The sequence below is a fragment of the Kribbella monticola genome (assembly GCF_003261635.1).
Taxonomy (GTDB): Bacteria; Actinomycetota; Actinomycetes; order Propionibacteriales; family Kribbellaceae; genus Kribbella; species Kribbella monticola.
In genome coordinates this window covers 1-14,051 of record NZ_QFXK01000087.1, presented here as the reverse complement: position 1 = coordinate 14,051, position 14,051 = coordinate 1, and the positions used below count along the sequence as shown (strand labels likewise).

The 14,051-nt window shown below is 68.5% G+C and carries 11 protein-coding genes; 6 read left to right on the top strand and 5 right to left on the bottom strand.

The genetic code is table 11. From position 1 onward, the window contains the following. Positions 1-122: 122 nt before the first annotated feature. Positions 123-2,186 (top strand): hypothetical protein, encoded by a 2,064-nt coding sequence (locus tag DIZ26_RS34765; RefSeq protein ID WP_157979916.1) that lies wholly within the window; start codon positions 123-125, stop codon positions 2,184-2,186. 231 nt (positions 2,187-2,417) lie between these two features. On the opposite strand, the gene DIZ26_RS34760 is transcribed toward DIZ26_RS34765, so the two are convergent. The 5 genes from DIZ26_RS34760 to DIZ26_RS34740 form a co-directional block, all read right to left on the bottom strand. Continuing rightward, positions 2,418-3,383 carry a LysR family transcriptional regulator gene (locus DIZ26_RS34760; RefSeq protein WP_112248816.1) on the bottom strand — a complete coding sequence of 322 codons (966 nt, stop codon included), beginning with the start codon at positions 3,381-3,383 and terminating at the stop codon, positions 2,418-2,420. Between the two features lie 128 nt (positions 3,384-3,511). Next, the gene (locus DIZ26_RS34755; protein WP_112248815.1) at positions 3,512-4,684 is read right to left on the bottom strand and encodes an ABC transporter permease; all 1,173 of its coding nucleotides are present in this window, start codon (positions 4,682-4,684) and stop codon (positions 3,512-3,514) included. Further along, positions 4,681-5,562 carry an ABC transporter ATP-binding protein gene (locus DIZ26_RS34750; RefSeq protein ID WP_112248820.1) on the bottom strand — a complete coding sequence of 294 codons (882 nt, stop codon included), beginning with the start codon at positions 5,560-5,562 and terminating at the stop codon, positions 4,681-4,683. The genes DIZ26_RS34755 and DIZ26_RS34750 overlap by 4 nt, the downstream gene beginning before the upstream one ends. Before the next feature lie 160 nt (positions 5,563-5,722). Beyond that, on the bottom strand, positions 5,723-6,382 hold the full coding sequence (locus tag DIZ26_RS34745) for a response regulator (RefSeq protein ID WP_198676438.1): 660 nt from the start codon (positions 6,380-6,382) through the stop codon (positions 5,723-5,725). Positions 6,383-6,396: 14 nt separating this feature from the next. Beyond that, a complete protein-coding gene (locus tag DIZ26_RS34740) occupies positions 6,397-7,767 on the bottom strand; it encodes a sensor histidine kinase (protein WP_112248813.1) in 1,371 nt (456 codons plus the stop codon). A gap of 73 nt (positions 7,768-7,840) precedes the next feature. On the opposite strand from DIZ26_RS34740, the gene lipA reads away from it, so the two are divergent. The 5 genes from lipA (at position 7,841) to DIZ26_RS34715 (ending at position 13,829) form a co-directional block, all read left to right on the top strand. Continuing rightward, the gene (gene lipA, locus DIZ26_RS34735; RefSeq protein ID WP_112248819.1) at positions 7,841-8,785 is read left to right on the top strand and encodes a lipoyl synthase; all 945 of its coding nucleotides are present in this window, start codon (positions 7,841-7,843) and stop codon (positions 8,783-8,785) included. A 30-nt stretch (positions 8,786-8,815) separates the two neighbouring features. Next, positions 8,816-9,511, top strand: a complete 696-nt coding sequence (locus DIZ26_RS34730; protein WP_112248812.1) for a DUF4191 domain-containing protein — start codon at positions 8,816-8,818, stop codon at positions 9,509-9,511. Between the two features lie 162 nt (positions 9,512-9,673). After that, on the top strand, positions 9,674-10,951 hold the full coding sequence (locus tag DIZ26_RS34725; RefSeq protein WP_112248811.1) for an SAM-dependent methyltransferase: 1,278 nt from the start codon (positions 9,674-9,676) through the stop codon (positions 10,949-10,951). Positions 10,952-11,785: 834 nt separating this feature from the next. After that, positions 11,786-12,565: a DUF899 domain-containing protein gene (locus DIZ26_RS34720; protein ID WP_232828854.1), complete on the top strand. Its 780-nt coding sequence runs from the start codon at positions 11,786-11,788 to the stop codon at positions 12,563-12,565. Positions 12,566-12,611: 46 nt separating this feature from the next. Continuing rightward, positions 12,612-13,829 (top strand): aminopeptidase, encoded by a 1,218-nt coding sequence (locus DIZ26_RS34715; RefSeq protein ID WP_112248810.1) that lies wholly within the window; start codon positions 12,612-12,614, stop codon positions 13,827-13,829. The last annotated feature ends 222 nt before the right edge of the window (positions 13,830-14,051 follow it).

Sequence of the window (14,051 nt, the reverse complement as noted above, 5' to 3'; positions counted from 1 at the left end):
GGGTGACTGGGGTGGGGTGGCGGGTGGTTGGGAGGGAGGGGTGGGGACGGAGAGTGAGGGTGGGGTGGGGGCTCGCGAAGTGTCGTCGCGGTGTGGGGGGTAAACGTCGCTACGGTGGGGATGTGTCCAAATTCTTTGGCTTCCTCTTAGGTGTCGTGGTTGCGCTCGTTGGGCCGGCCGTGTTCGGGGTACTGGCTGCGGACGGCGGGATCGAGCTGAACGCGAAGGAGATGGCGCTTGCCTATGGCATCGGAGCGCTGATCTTCTGGGCCGTGGTGTCGTACTTCTCGGGCGCTGCCGCGATCGGTGCGGCGCTGGTTTTCGGCGCGATGATCTACACGGTGCACTGGATTCCCAATCGGATGACGAACTTCCTCAACGATGTTCCCGGGGTGACCACGGGGATGATCGAGGGCATCAAGCAGTACACGCTGAACGGCGTCGTGCCGATTCTTGCGGTGATCTCCTTGGTGTACGGCATCCAGCTGATCGTTCGCTCGGTGCAGCGCCGTCGACGGGAGCGGGCCGAGGCGGAGCGGGTGCAGCGCGAGCAGGAGTTGGCGCAGGCGCAGCAGTCCGCTGATGCCGCGCCGTACCAGCCTGCGGCGCCGTATCCGGTTGCCGGAGGCGACTATCCGGCTGGTGGCGAGAACCGGTTCAGTGGTTACGGGAACACCAGCTACGACGACCTGTTCGACGACGAGGAAGAGCCGGAGCCGGTGCGGCCGCGTAACCAGGCGGACGAGCAGACTGCCATGTTCGGTACCGGCGGTGCGGATGAGACGTACGCCGATGGTGGCGGGCGTGATGGCGGCGACGACACGCGGCTCGTACCGACGGATCGCGATGAGACCGAGCTGGTCCCAACCGCATCATCCGGGAGCCGGGGGGCGGAAGACGACTCCGCCACGCGAGCTGCTGACGAGGAGACTGTGCAGGCAGAGAAGCCCGCTGCACAAGAGGAGACGGCCGGCCGGGGAGAGGCAGTCGTTGCCAAGGGCCACGATTCTGCCGGAGACGAAACCCAGCTCACGCCGGTCAGTACTACGGAACCGGTAGCCCCTGCAGCATCAGCTGTCGCAGCGTCGAGCGCGCCGGCGTCCGCTGCGACCGACGCCGGTACGACGCCTGCCGCCAGCGCCACAGCCGAAGGCGAAGCGCCCACCAGCACGTCGGCCGCCACCGAGACGCCGTCACCCACTGCACCCGACGCCAGTACTACGGCGCCGAGCGCACCCGCTCCTACTGCGAGCTCGTCAGCAATCGCGGCACCTGAAGCTGGTACTACGGCGCCGCGTGCAACCGACGCTGGTGTCGCGGGTTCGACCGAGTCGGACGCAACTGCCACAACCGCACCTGCGAGCAGCGCGCAAGCCGACGCCCCGCAGCAAGGCGGTCCGGAAAGCGCGAGCTCTCCCGCAAGCGGTGCGCAGGCGGGGAGCAGGCCGGAAGCCGCGACCTCTCCCGCAAGCGGTGCCCAAGGCGCAGCGCAGGCGGGGAGCAGCTCGGAAGCCGCGAGCTCTCCCGCAAGCGGTGCCCAAGGCGTAGCGCAGGCGGGGAGCAGGCCGGAAGCCGCGAGCTCGCCGGGAAGCGGTGCACAAGCCGTGGTCCCGGCGCAGAGCGGTTCGGAAGGCGCGAGCTCGGCGCAGAACGGTGCGCAAGGCGTAGCGCAGGCGGAGAGCAGCTCGGAAGCCGCGAGCTCTCCGGCAAGCGGTGCCCAAGGCGTAGCGCGGGCGGAGAGCAGCTCGGAAGCCGCGGGCTCGGCGGGAAGCGGTGCGCAAGCCGTGGTCCCGGCGCAGAGCGGTCCGGAAGGCGCGAGTTCGGCGCAGAACGGTGTGCAGGGAGCAACCCCCGCGGAGAGCAGGGCGGGTGGTGCGGAGAGCGTGAGTCCGCAGGCTGGCGTGCAAGGTGGGGCATCGGTGGAGCGCGACGCTCGGGGCGCGGGTAGTGCGGTCGGTGGGGGCGACGCGGCGTACGGCGTACAGGGTGTGGTTGGTGCGGGTGAGGCGACGCGGGTGGAGGAGGTTGGACAGCAGTATCGGGAGCGGATGGATGGGCCGGAGGTGGATGAGACCGGGGAGCATCACTTCGGGGCGTTCGAGAATCCGATGCTGTCCGATGACACCCGGCCGATGGCGCCTCGGGTGATGGACCTGCCGGGGCAGTTCCGGCCGGCCGGCACCTGAGCTCACCAACACCTCAGCTCAGCAACACACCAACACCTCAGCTCACCAACACACCAGCTCACCAACACCTGAGCTCACCAACACACCAGCTCACCAACACCTGAGCTCACCAACACACCAGCTCACCAACACCTGAGCTCACCAATACACGAGCTGACCACCACACGAGCTGACGAACAAGCGCCCCGCCGGTCCGTCGAAAGGACCGGCGGGGCGCTTGTCTGTGCAGAGTCAGGCGACGTGCATGCGTTGGTGTTGGCCCCAGCGCGCGTGTTCGGCGAATGCCTCGTCGTAGGCGTGGATCGCCATCTGGCAGACGTCTCCCGCCATCTGTGCCCGCGGCGAATCGGTGCTCCAGGCAAGCATCAGCCGGCGGTGGATCGGGTTGCCGGCCAACGGCCGGGTCGTCACGTCGCTCGACAACATCCGGTACGACGTCGGCGAGATCAGCGCGACGCCTTGCCCACTGCTCACGAAGCCCATCAGTACCGAGGTGTCGACCGAGTGGTGTTCGACCCGCGGTACGAAGCCGGCCCGTTCACAAGCGGCCCGGAAGAGCAGGTGGAAGCCACTGTCGTCGGGCGGTTCGCCGATCCACTCCTCGTTCGCCAGGTCGGCGAGGTCGATCTCCTGGCGGTGCCTGCTCGCCACGGCCAGCGGGTGGCCCGCAGCCATCACCACGTACGCCGTCTCGGACTCCACGATCGTGCAGGCCTGCACGCCCGCCGGGAGCCGCACCTCGAAGCCCGGAAACTCACGGAGCAACGCGAAATCGAGCCGCCCGCTCTCCAGCTGCTGCAGCAGGACACTGGTGGCCCACTCGACCTCGATGCTCACCTGCTCGATCTCACCGTGGTCGCGTAGCCGGCTGGCGATCCCGGACATCGGCGCGGTCGGGAATCCACCCAGCCGTACGGCGCTGGACTCCACCGCCGTCATCGCCGAGATCGTCGCGGAGAGGTGGTCGACATCGACCAGGATCGCGCGCGCCCGCTCCACGGCGTACCGGCCTAGCGGGGTCGGGGTCACCCCGGTCCGTGAACGCTCGAAGAGTTCACCGCCGAAGGCCGACTCGATCCGCTTCAGCTGGGCGGTGAGGCTCGGCTGACTGACCTTGAGCCAGCGGGCGGCCCGTCCGACGGACCCCGCTTCTGCCACCAGGACCACCACCCGCAGGTGGCGCAGCTCGACGTTCATGCGTCGTGACCGTAGTCCAGAAATTCGGTGGGCACACAGTCATCGCATATTGCGGTTTCGTCACAGCCACCCAACTTTCTGTAACACCCGCCCCGGAATCACGATAACAATGATCGTCTCGAGCCGGATCAGGTCGCCTCGAGGGCGATCGCCTCGCGGTAACCCAGCCGGCGGCCCGTCTTCAGCAACGTCCGCTCGTACACCCGCGCCGCAAGCCGGACGATCCCGGCCGTCGCGACCAACAGAATCAGGATGGCCAGCAGCGGCTGCCAGAGCGGCACGTGTTCGGTGAGCATCCGGCCCGGCATCGCCATCGAGGACGCGATCGGCACGAACGAAGCGATCGTCTTGGCGGAAGACCCGGCGAAGACCGAGAAGAAGAACGGGATCATCAAGATCATCTGCCCCGGCAACGTCGTCGACCCGAGGTCCTCCTGCCGTGTCGCGAGCGACCCCGCGACCGCCCACAAGCCCGCCAGCGCGACGAAGCCGAGAACGAAGAACACCACGAACCACCCTGCGACCGGCGCCACGACCTTCAGGATGTCGGCCTGACCGGTCGCCAGCAGGCCGATCAGCGAAGCGGCCGCGATCAAGACGATCTGCGACAACGCGAGCACGGTGTTACCGATCACCTTGCCCCACAACAGCGCCCGGATCGGGATCGCGGCGGCCAGGATCTCGACCACCCGGCTCTCCTTCTCCTGTACGACGCTCTGCGCGATCATCATGCCGAACCCGAGCGCGGTCATGTAGAAGACGAGCGCCAGCCCGATGTTCACGAAGTCCGCCACGATGTCGGGCAACGGACCCGGGTTCAGCAACCGCTCCTGTACCGCGGTGCCGGCGCGCAACTGCTCCGGGCTCAGCCCGGCCTTGCCGGCGTTCTGTTCCATCCCGAGGTTGACGACGGCCTCCCGCAGCGCGTTCTGGATGCCATCGTCGAGCTGCTGATCACCCACCACGACGTACCCGTTGTCGCCGGGCACGAGCGCAGCCTTGGCATCGCCGTCGGATACCAACCGCTCAGCGGCAGCCTGATCGCTCGCGCGGGTGACTTCGAAGGAGTCGCCGCCCTTGATCTGGTCGGCGGTCTGGACGATCTTCGCGCCGGCGTCGTTCAGTACTGCGATCTTGTCCGGCCCGCTGTGCCCACTCAGCAGCGCCGGAATGATCACTGCCGCCACCACGAGCATGAGCATCACTGCGGTGGATCCGAGGAAGGTCTTGTCGCGGATCTTGGTGCTGATCTCGCGGTGGGCGACCAACTGCCAGGGGTGCCGCAAGGTCTCGTCGGTCATCGGGTCGCCTCTCGGAAGACATCGCTCAGCGCCACTCGTTCCGGCCCGAACTCCAGGACCTGGCCGCGACTCATCGCCTCCGCCAGGATCTGTTGCTCTCGGCCCCTTTCCGCCACGTCGAACAGCGCGGTTGCACCGGCGACGTCGCGAACCGTGATGCCGCGGACATCGCGCAGCCAGCCCGCGTCGCCGTCGACGACCAGCCGGTACGTCGTACTCGGGCCGGCCGCGAGTTCCGCAACGGGGCCTGCGGCAACCACTTTGCCGCGGGCCAGCACGACCAGGTCGTCGCAGAGCCGTTCGACGAGTTCGAGCTGGTGGCTGGAGAACAGCACCGGTACCTCAGGGGTGACCTCGTCGCGCAGCAGGTCCACCATCGCGTCGACGGCGAGCGGGTCCAGTCCGCTGAACGGCTCGTCGAGCACCAGCGCGATCGGCTCGTGGACCAGCGCGGCGGCGATCTGGACCCGCTGCTGGTTGCCCAGCGAGAGCGTCTCGAGCACATCGCCGGCCCGCTCACTCAGCCCCAGCCGACTGAGGATCTTGTCGGTCCGCTCGGCCGCACGGCGCTCGTCGAGACCGTGCAGCCGACCGAAGAACACCAACTGGTCCAGGATCTTCATCTTCGGGTACAGCCCGCGCTCCTCCGGCATGTACCCGAAGTCGCGCCGTACTGCGGCGGTCAACGGCGACCCGTTCCACGACACCTCGCCGGCCGTCGCGGCCAGTACGCCGAGGATGATCCGCATCGTCGTCGTCTTGCCCGCCCCGTTCGCGCCGACGAACCCCGTCATCCGGCCCGGCACCACGTCGAAACTGACGTCGTCCAGCGCGAGGTGATCACCGAACCGCCGGGTCAGCCCAGCCACGCTCAGCATCCCGTTCACCCGTTCCTCTAGCCACCGCTGCGAGTCCGGCACGCAATCCCGGACACTCCCGTTCGGAAGTGACTCCCACGCTAGCGACCGCAACCCTCCGCACACGTCGCCCCGCAGTGTGACCCGCAAGGTCATCCGCAGGGCGGACCATCACCCGGGGTCAGGGGGTGTGTTCGTCGCCGGGGATGACCAGGCCGCATTCGTAGGCGAAGACGACGGCCTGGACGCGGTCGCGGAGACCGAGCTTGAGGAGGACGCGGGAGACGTGGGTCTTGACGGTCGCCTCGCCGACGAAGAGCGCGGTGGCGATCTCGGTGTTGGTCAGGCCGCGGGCGATCAGGCCGAGTACCTCGCGTTCGCGATCGGTGAGGTCGGCGACCAGGTCCGGGCGGTAGACCCGTTCGCCGCCGCCGGTGAACCGCTTGATCACCCGCCGGGTCACCTCGGGAGCGAGCAACGCGTGTCCCGAGTGGACGATCTGAATCGCCTCGACCAGGTCCTCCGGCGCCGTGTTCTTCAGCAGGAACCCGCTCGCGCCCGCGCCGAGCGACTCGAACAGGTAGTCGTCCCGATCGAACGTGGTCAGGATGATCACCTTCCCCGCGTCGGCAGCGACGATCCGCTGAGTAGCTGCGATGCCGTCGAGACCGGGCATCTGGACGTCCATCAGCACGACGTCCGGCTGCAGCTTCTGCGCGAGCTCGACCGCCCGCTCGCCGTCCGCCGCCTCGCCGACCACCTCGATGTCGGCCTCCACCGACAAAATCATCCGAAACCCGGCCCGCACCAGATCCTGATCGTCCACCAGCAACACCCGCATCGGGGCCGTCTCACTCACGCCTTCTCCTCAGCATCAGACCCACCCTGTACTCCGTAAGCCGCCACGCCCGGGACGACCTGTAGCGGGATGCGGGCCCGGACCCGGAATCCGCCGACGGGGCGGGGGCCGATCTCGCTCTCCCCGCCGAGGAGGCCGACTCGTTCGCGGATGCCGACGTGGCCCAGGCGGCTGCCGACCGGTGCGTGTTTCGGGCGGCCGTCGTCGATGACCTCGACCTCGACCGCGGAATCACCGAGGTAGCGCAAGGTCACATGGGCGCTGCGAGCCGTCGAGTGCCGGCGGACGTTGGTGAGCGCCTCCTGCGCGATCCGGTAGACCGACACCGAGACCGTCTCCGGCAGCTCGATCGGCCGTCCGATCTGGTGGAAGCCGACCTCCAGCCCCTCTCCCCCGACGTCGGCGACCAGCGCCGGCAACCGGTCGGCGCCCGCCTGCGGCTGCTTGAGACTCGGCGTACCGAGTTCGTCGTCGAGCTCCGGGTCAGCAGCGCGCAGCATCCCAAGCAACTGGCGCATCTCGTTGACCGCCGTACGGCTGGAGTTCTCGATCACCGACAGCGCGTTCTTCGCCGCTTCGGGGTCCTTCTCCATCACCCGGCGAGCACCACCGGCCTGTACGCCGATGCTGCTGATGTGGTGCGCCACCACATCGTGCAGCTCTCGCGAGATCCGCAGTCGCTCGTCGATCACGGCGCGACGGGCGTTCGCCTGCTGCTGGGCGGCCAGCTCGGCGGCCTGGCTCTCGAGTTCGTAGCGTTGCCGGGCACCTGCCCACGCAGTACGACCCCAGAAGTAGGCGCCGAAGAAGTAGAGCACGTTCAGTGCGATGGCCAGCAGTACATAGGACACGTACGGCGACAGCACGCCTTGCGTGGTGCCCTTGATCGAGTCGTGTCGCAGGGCCCGGACGAAGCCGGAGATGAGCCAACCGAACATCCCCACGAAGACGACGACCATGGTCACCTTCATGCGGCGCCGGTCCTGCGCCCACGCGGCAGCGGCGTACAGGGCTATGAACTGGGACGCCTGAGTGACCAGGTTGCTGCCGAACGCCCACGGAACGCGCTCGCCCGCGACAAAGAACAACACCGACACAGCGACCAGCACGATCAACGGGAACCGCCGCCGCAAGCACAGCGGCAGCGCGATGGCAGCGCTCAGTACATAGGCCTCGATGCCACCGATCCCGAGCTCGACCGGGCTGGGCGACGCTCCGCGCGCCAGTTCGGTGCCGAGCACGCCGGCGACCGCCATGCCCAGACCGAGCAGCAGGTCACGACGCTGTTCGAGCCGGGACGGCCCAGGCCGTACCCACGCAGCCGCAGGAGCCTCCGGTCGCGAGGGCGCCGGAACAGAGGTGGACATGGTTGCCCACCCTACGGGTGACAGCTCCTGTCCGGTGATTGGCTGCTGTCCGGCGCCGCGTACTCTGGTGGGCGTGACGATCGCCCCAGAAGGACGGAAGCTACTCAGGCTCGAGGTGCGCAACGCGGAGACCCCGATCGAGCGCAAACCCGAGTGGATCAAGACGCGCGCGAAGATGGGCCCGGAGTACACCAAGCTGCAGAAGCTGGTGAAGTCCGAAGAGCTCCACACGGTGTGCCAGGAAGCCGGCTGCCCGAACATCTTCGAGTGCTGGGAGGACCGCGAGGCCACCTTCCTGATCGGCGGCGACCAGTGCACCCGGCGCTGTGACTTCTGCCAGATCGACACCGGCAAGCCAGAGGCGCTGGACCGTGACGAGCCGCGCCGGGTCGCCGAGTCCGTCGTCAAGATGGGCCTGCGCTACGCCACCGTCACCGGCGTCGCTCGTGACGACCTGGAGGACGGCGGCGCCTGGCTGTACGCCGAGACGATCCGCCAGATCCACGCGCTCAACCCGGGTACCGGCGTCGAGATGCTCGCGCCCGACTTCAACGCCGTACCGGAGCAGCTGGCCGAGGTCTTCTCGTCCCGCCCCGAGGTGTTCGCACACAACGTCGAGACGGTGCCGCGGATCTTCCGCCGGATCCGCCCCGGCTTCCGCTACGAGCGCTCGCTGGACGTGATCACCCAGGCCCGCGACTACGGTCTGGTCACCAAGTCGAACCTGATCCTCGGCATGGGCGAGACCCGTGAGGAGGTCAGCCAGGCGCTGACCGACCTGCACGACGCCGGCTGCGAGATCATCACCATCACCCAGTACCTGCGCCCGTCGGTGCGGCACCACCCGGTCGAGCGGTGGGTCCGGCCCGAAGAGTTCGTCGAGATGAAGGAGGAGGCCGAGGAGATCGGCTTCGCCGGAGTCATGTCCGGGCCGCTCGTGCGTTCGTCGTACCGGGCCGGTCGGCTGTACCGTCAGGCTGTGGAGTCGCGGATGACCTCCGCGACGACGGATGCTTAGGTTTTCGCTGAACAACGGACAAAGGTAGAGATGGCCAAGAACGACGCGCCCGCCGAGAAGACCAGCCGGCTCAAGCAGATCCGGTCGGCGTACCAGCTGACCAAGAAGTCGGACCCGAAGATCGGACTGATCCTTGCCGGGATCTTCCTCGGTGTGCTCGCGGTCTTCGCCGTCATCGGTGTGCTGACCGGCCACCTCTTGGTGTTGCTGCCGCTCGGCTTCGCACTCGGCCTGCTGGCGGCCACGGTCGTCTTCGGCCGCCGGGTCGAGAAGGCGGCGTACAGCCAGATCGAGGGCCAGGCGGGTGCCGCGGCGTCCGCGCTGCAGACCCTGCGCCGCGGCTGGAACGTCACGCCGGCCGTCGCGGTCACCAAGAACGCCGACATCGTGCACCGGGTCGTCGGCCGGCCGGGCATCGTCCTGGTCGGCGAGGGCCAGCCGAGCCGGGTGAAGAACCTGCTCGCCGCCGAGGGCAAGAAGCACACCCGGGTCGCTGGTGGCGCGCCGGTGATCCAGCTCGTTGCCGGTAAGGGCGAGGGTGAGATCGACATCCGCAAGCTCACCAAGCACGTGATGAAGCTCCCGGCCGCGCTGCAGCCGTCGGAGATCACCGACTTGCTGCAGCGGCTGAAGGCGCTCGACGCGGTCCGTCCGCAGGTGCCGATGCCGAAGGGGCCGGTCCCGACCAGCCTCAAGGGCGCCCGCCAGGCGATGAAGGGCCGCTGAGCCGCACTCCGCATCACCGCATTTCGTCGCTGGTGTAACCGATCGCAGCCAGGGGCGTTTCTCTAGGCGTGGGGACTCTTCTGCGCCTGGTGTTGCAGCACCTGATGGCCGATGGGTCATAGAGTGCGGCCAGGACAGCTCGAGTGGCGGGGGGAGACGGAAGTGACGGATTTGATGCCGGCGGTACACCAGCCGGCGGCCGAGACGTGGCCGACCCTGGTCCGGCCGAGGTCGAACCCGGTACGCCGGGCCGGCGCGCTCGCCGCCATCCGGATGGTCGCCAAGGACCTGCCTGTCACCATCCGCCTCGACAACAAGTCGTACGGGCTCGGTGGTCCGGGCATGCGCGTGCACCGCAGCGCGGCCTTCCTCGACCGGCTCGGCCAGGACGCCGGATCCGGGTTCGGCGAGGCCTACCTGGCCGGTGACTGGGACCCGGAGCCGGGCACCGACCTGGCCGACCTGCTGGTGCCGTTCGCCGAGCGGTTCAGCAATGACGAGACCCGGCACCTGCTGCCGAAGTGGGCACAGTCGTTGCGCTGGCTGGTGACTCGGACCCAGCCGGGCGAGCAGGACAACGACCGGGCCGGCGCGCGCGAGAACATCAGCCGGCATTACGACCTCAGCAACGCGATGTTCGCCGAATTCCTCGATCCGTCGCTGACCTACTCGGCCGCCCTCTTCGGCCCCGACGCCATGGCCGACCTGGGCTCGGCGTCGTACGACGAACTCTCCCCCGCCCAGCTCCGCAAGCTCGACTCGATTTTGGACGCGGCCGGGGTGCACGCCGGATCGCGAGTGCTCGACATCGGCTGCGGCTGGGCGAGCCTGGCGATCCGTGCGGCTCAGCGCGGTGCCTGGGTAACGGCGATCACGATCGCGTCCCAGCAGGCGTTGCTCGCCCAGCGCCGCATCGCCGACGCCGGCGTGAGCGACCGGGTGCAGGTCGCGCTTCGCGACTACCGCGACCAGATCGGCGAGTTCGACGCGGTGCTCAGCGTCGAGATGATCGAAGCCGTCGGTGAGAAGTACTGGCCGGTGTACTTCGACGTCATCGAACGCCGCCTCGCACCCGGCGGCGTCGCCGTCGTCCAGGCGATCGTGATGCCACACGAGCGGATGCTTGCCACCCGCAACACCTTCACCTGGGTCCAGAAGTACATCTTCCCCGGCGGCCTCCTCCCCTCGGTCCACGCGATCCAGCAGGTGACGGCCGAGCACACCGGTCTGCAAGCGCAGGTACTGCGGCAGCTCGGCCCCGACTACGCGCGCACGCTCCGCATCTGGCGCAACCGCTTCATCCACCAATGGCCGAACATCGAGGCCCTCGGCTTCGACTCCACCTTCCGCCGCATGTGGGAGTTCTACCTCGCCTACTCCGAAGCAGGCTTCCGAGCCGGCTACCTCGACGACGTCCAACTCCTGCTGACCAAGCGTTAGTACTACGCGGAGAAGCACCCACGCGGCTCCTACGTCGCAGCTCCCACCCATCCCCGCTTGCGCGCGCCGGGGCTACGCCCCTCAGGTGCAGCTGCCGCAGGACTTCTCCGCTACCGCGGAAGGTGGTCGCTATCGCGATACTTCAGCGCTCCGCGTGGTGGTCGCCGCTCCCGCGGAGGTGGTCGCAGTTCCTACAGCAGCTCGCCATCCACACCACCACGATCGCGGGCCCGAGAGGCTCCTCCGTCGCTGCCGTTGCCGCTCCTTGGTCGCGACTAGCTCGCCAACCAGCACCCGACCGTGGCGCCCCCTCGGGCGGTACAGGCTGAGGCCTTCACAACCGGCATCGGTGATGCCCCCGCAAGGCTTTCCTCGGCTCCACTCGTCGCGGCTCCTGCGTCGCGAGCTCAGAACACGGCTGGTCGGCAGCGCCGCGGTCGGGGCGATCTGAAGCGCTGGCACCTCGCGAGCGACGCCACCCACAGCCCGCAGTACCCATGTCCGAGCGCACGTCTCGAGCAGCACCGGTCGCCGGTTCGGCACAACCCGCAGTACTCGTTTGCGAGCGCCACCGTGGAGCAGCACTGGTCGTCGGTGGTCAGGCGCAACCCGCAGTACTCGTTTGCGAGCGCCACCGTGGAGCAGCACTCGTCGTGGTCAGGCGCAACTCGCAGTACCCATGTCTGAGTGCACCTGTGAGCAGCACCGTTCGCCGCTCGTCCGGCGCGGCCCGCGTCCACTTCTCCGCCGCGGCCACCTGCGCTCCAGGTGCCATGTCCGGAGTACTGGGTACGGTGCGGGCTAAAGGTGTTTCGACCTCAGGTGGTGACGGTGGTGGGTGAGCTTCCCCGGGTGGTGTCGCCCGAGGAGTGGATGGCTGCGCGTAAAGAGTTGCTGGCCAAGGAGAAGGAACTGACTCGCGCCCGCGACGCGTTGAATGCTGAGCGGCGGCGGCTTCCGATGGTGCGCGTGGACAGGCCGCACGAGTTCGAAGGACCCGACGGGAAGGTCAGTTTGCTGGATCTTTTCGACGGGCGTCCCCAGCTGGTGATGCATCACTTCATGTTCGCGCCGGACTGGGACGAGGGCTGCCCGAGTTGTTCGTCGGCCGCCGATGGGATCGGCCGGCTGCGGCAACTCCACGTCCGCAACACCACGCTCGTCGCGGTCTCCCGTGCCCCGTACGAGAAGCTGGCGGCGTACCGGGATCGGATGGGCTGGACGTTCCCCTGGTACTCGTCGTACGGCAGCGCCTTCAACTACGACTTCCACGCGACTCTCGACGACCGGATCATGCCGGTGCTGCTGCATTTCCGCGACGAGGGCGAGCTGGCCGAAGCCGGTACGCCGTGGACGGGTGGGCCGTGGACCGAGGACATGAACGGCGAGGAGGTGCCGGGGATCAGCGCGTTCCTGCGGGTCGGCGACGAGGTGTTCCACACCTATTCGACGTACGGGCGTGGCATCGAGGAATTCCACAACGGGTACCACTACCTCGACCTCACCGCGTTGGGCCGGCAGGAGGAGTGGGAGGAGCCGAAAGGGCGCGCGGAACCACTCGGCCTGCAGGTCGGCGGACCGAACATGCGCGTCCCCGACCAGTACGACGTATAGCCGCTCTGGCAGTGTTCGTGGTGTCGTCGACAGCTGAGGTGGATGCATGAGCAGCAGTACCGAGGATCGACTGGTCAGGTTCGCAGATCTGGTCGTCCGGGTCGGGGTGAACGTCCAGCCGGGACAAGGCGTGGTCATCTCCGCCGACATCGCGCAGCTCGAGGTCGCGCGTGCCGTGGTCGAGCAGGCGTACGTCGCCGGTGCCGGGTGGGTCGAGGTCGCCTGGACCGACGGGCCGATCCGGCGATCCGAGCTCACCCACGCGACCATCGAGACGCTGACCGCGGACCGCGCCTGGGCGCTCCAGCGGACGAACGAGTGGATCGAGCAGGGTGTCGCCACGATCGCGTTGGTCGGCAATCCGGACCCAGGCCTGTTCGCCGGGATCGACCCAGCGAAGCTGACCGCGGTCCGCAGGGGCGAGATGACGGCCAGGCAGCAGGCGGCGATGAGCGGACAGATGCGGTGGACCGTCGTCGCCGCGCCGAACCCCGGCTGGGCTGCCCAGGTCTACGGCGAACCCGACGTGGACCGGCTCTGGACCGCCGTCGGCAAGGCGATGCGCCTCGACGAAGCCGACCCGGTGACGGCCTGGCGGGACCGCGCAGCCACTTTGGCGTCGCGCGCCAAGGCTCTCGACGCGCTCCAGATCAGCGAACTCACGTACTCCGGCGACGGCACCGATCTCACCGTCGGCCTGATTCCTGACTGCCGCTGGACCGGCGGCTCCGTCACCGACCCGGCCGGCATCACGTACATGCCGAACATTCCCACCGAAGAGGTCTTCACCAGTCCGGACCGCCGCCGCGCAGACGGCGTACTGCGGGTCACCAAGCCGGTCGTCATCGCCGGGCAACTCGTCGAAGGTCTCCGCCTGACCCTCGAAGCCGGCCGCATCACCGACGTCACCGCGGACACGGGCGCCGACGTCGCCCGCGCTCAACTCGACAGCGACGAAGGTGCGCGCAGCCTCGGCGAGGTGGCGCTGGTCGATCGCGACTCCCGGATCGCGCAGGCGAACACCGTCTTCCACAACACGCTGTTCGACGAGAACGCCGGCTGCCACGTCGCCTGGGGCCAAAGCTTCCCGTTCGCCGTCGAAGGCGGCCTCGAACTGAGCCCCGAACAGCGGTACGCCGCCGGCCTCAACTCCGCCCGGGTCCACACCGACGTCGTCATCGGCGGCGACGGCCTCACCGTCACCGCCACCACCCCCACCGGCAAGATCCCCGTTCTGGCGAACGACGAGTGGGTCCTCAGCTGAGCTCGCCGCGCCGAAGAGCCGGGTCAACTCCTCGTCCCGGGGTTGCCCCACTGCTATAGCAATGGGGCAACCCCACCAACCGAAGTGAAGCCCACCCGAGCACCGCGGGGTGCGGCGGAGCCGCGGGGTGAGGCGGGGGCGCGGGGTGAGGCGGGGGCGCGGGGTGCGGCGGAGCCGCGGGGTGAGGCGGGGGCGCGGGGTGAGGCGGGGGCGCGGGGTGAG

Excerpts from the sequence above, each read along its gene's own strand:
- DIZ26_RS34740 (WP_112248813.1), bottom strand. The coding sequence starts at position 7,767 with ATGTCCACCTCTGTTCCGGCGCCCTCGCGACCGGAGGCTCCTGCGGCT.
- DIZ26_RS34730 (WP_112248812.1), top strand. The coding sequence starts at position 8,816 with ATGGCCAAGAACGACGCGCCCGCCGAGAAGACCAGCCGGCTCAAGCAG.
- DIZ26_RS34755 (WP_112248815.1), bottom strand. The coding sequence starts at position 4,684 with ATGACCGACGAGACCTTGCGGCACCCCTGGCAGTTGGTCGCCCACCGC.
- DIZ26_RS34715 (WP_112248810.1), top strand. The coding sequence starts at position 12,612 with ATGAGCAGCAGTACCGAGGATCGACTGGTCAGGTTCGCAGATCTGGTC.
- DIZ26_RS34750 (WP_112248820.1), bottom strand. The coding sequence starts at position 5,562 with ATGCTGAGCGTGGCTGGGCTGACCCGGCGGTTCGGTGATCACCTCGCG.
- DIZ26_RS34745 (WP_198676438.1), bottom strand. The coding sequence starts at position 6,382 with ATGCGGGTGTTGCTGGTGGACGATCAGGATCTGGTGCGGGCCGGGTTT.
- DIZ26_RS34760 (WP_112248816.1), bottom strand. The coding sequence starts at position 3,383 with ATGAACGTCGAGCTGCGCCACCTGCGGGTGGTGGTCCTGGTGGCAGAA.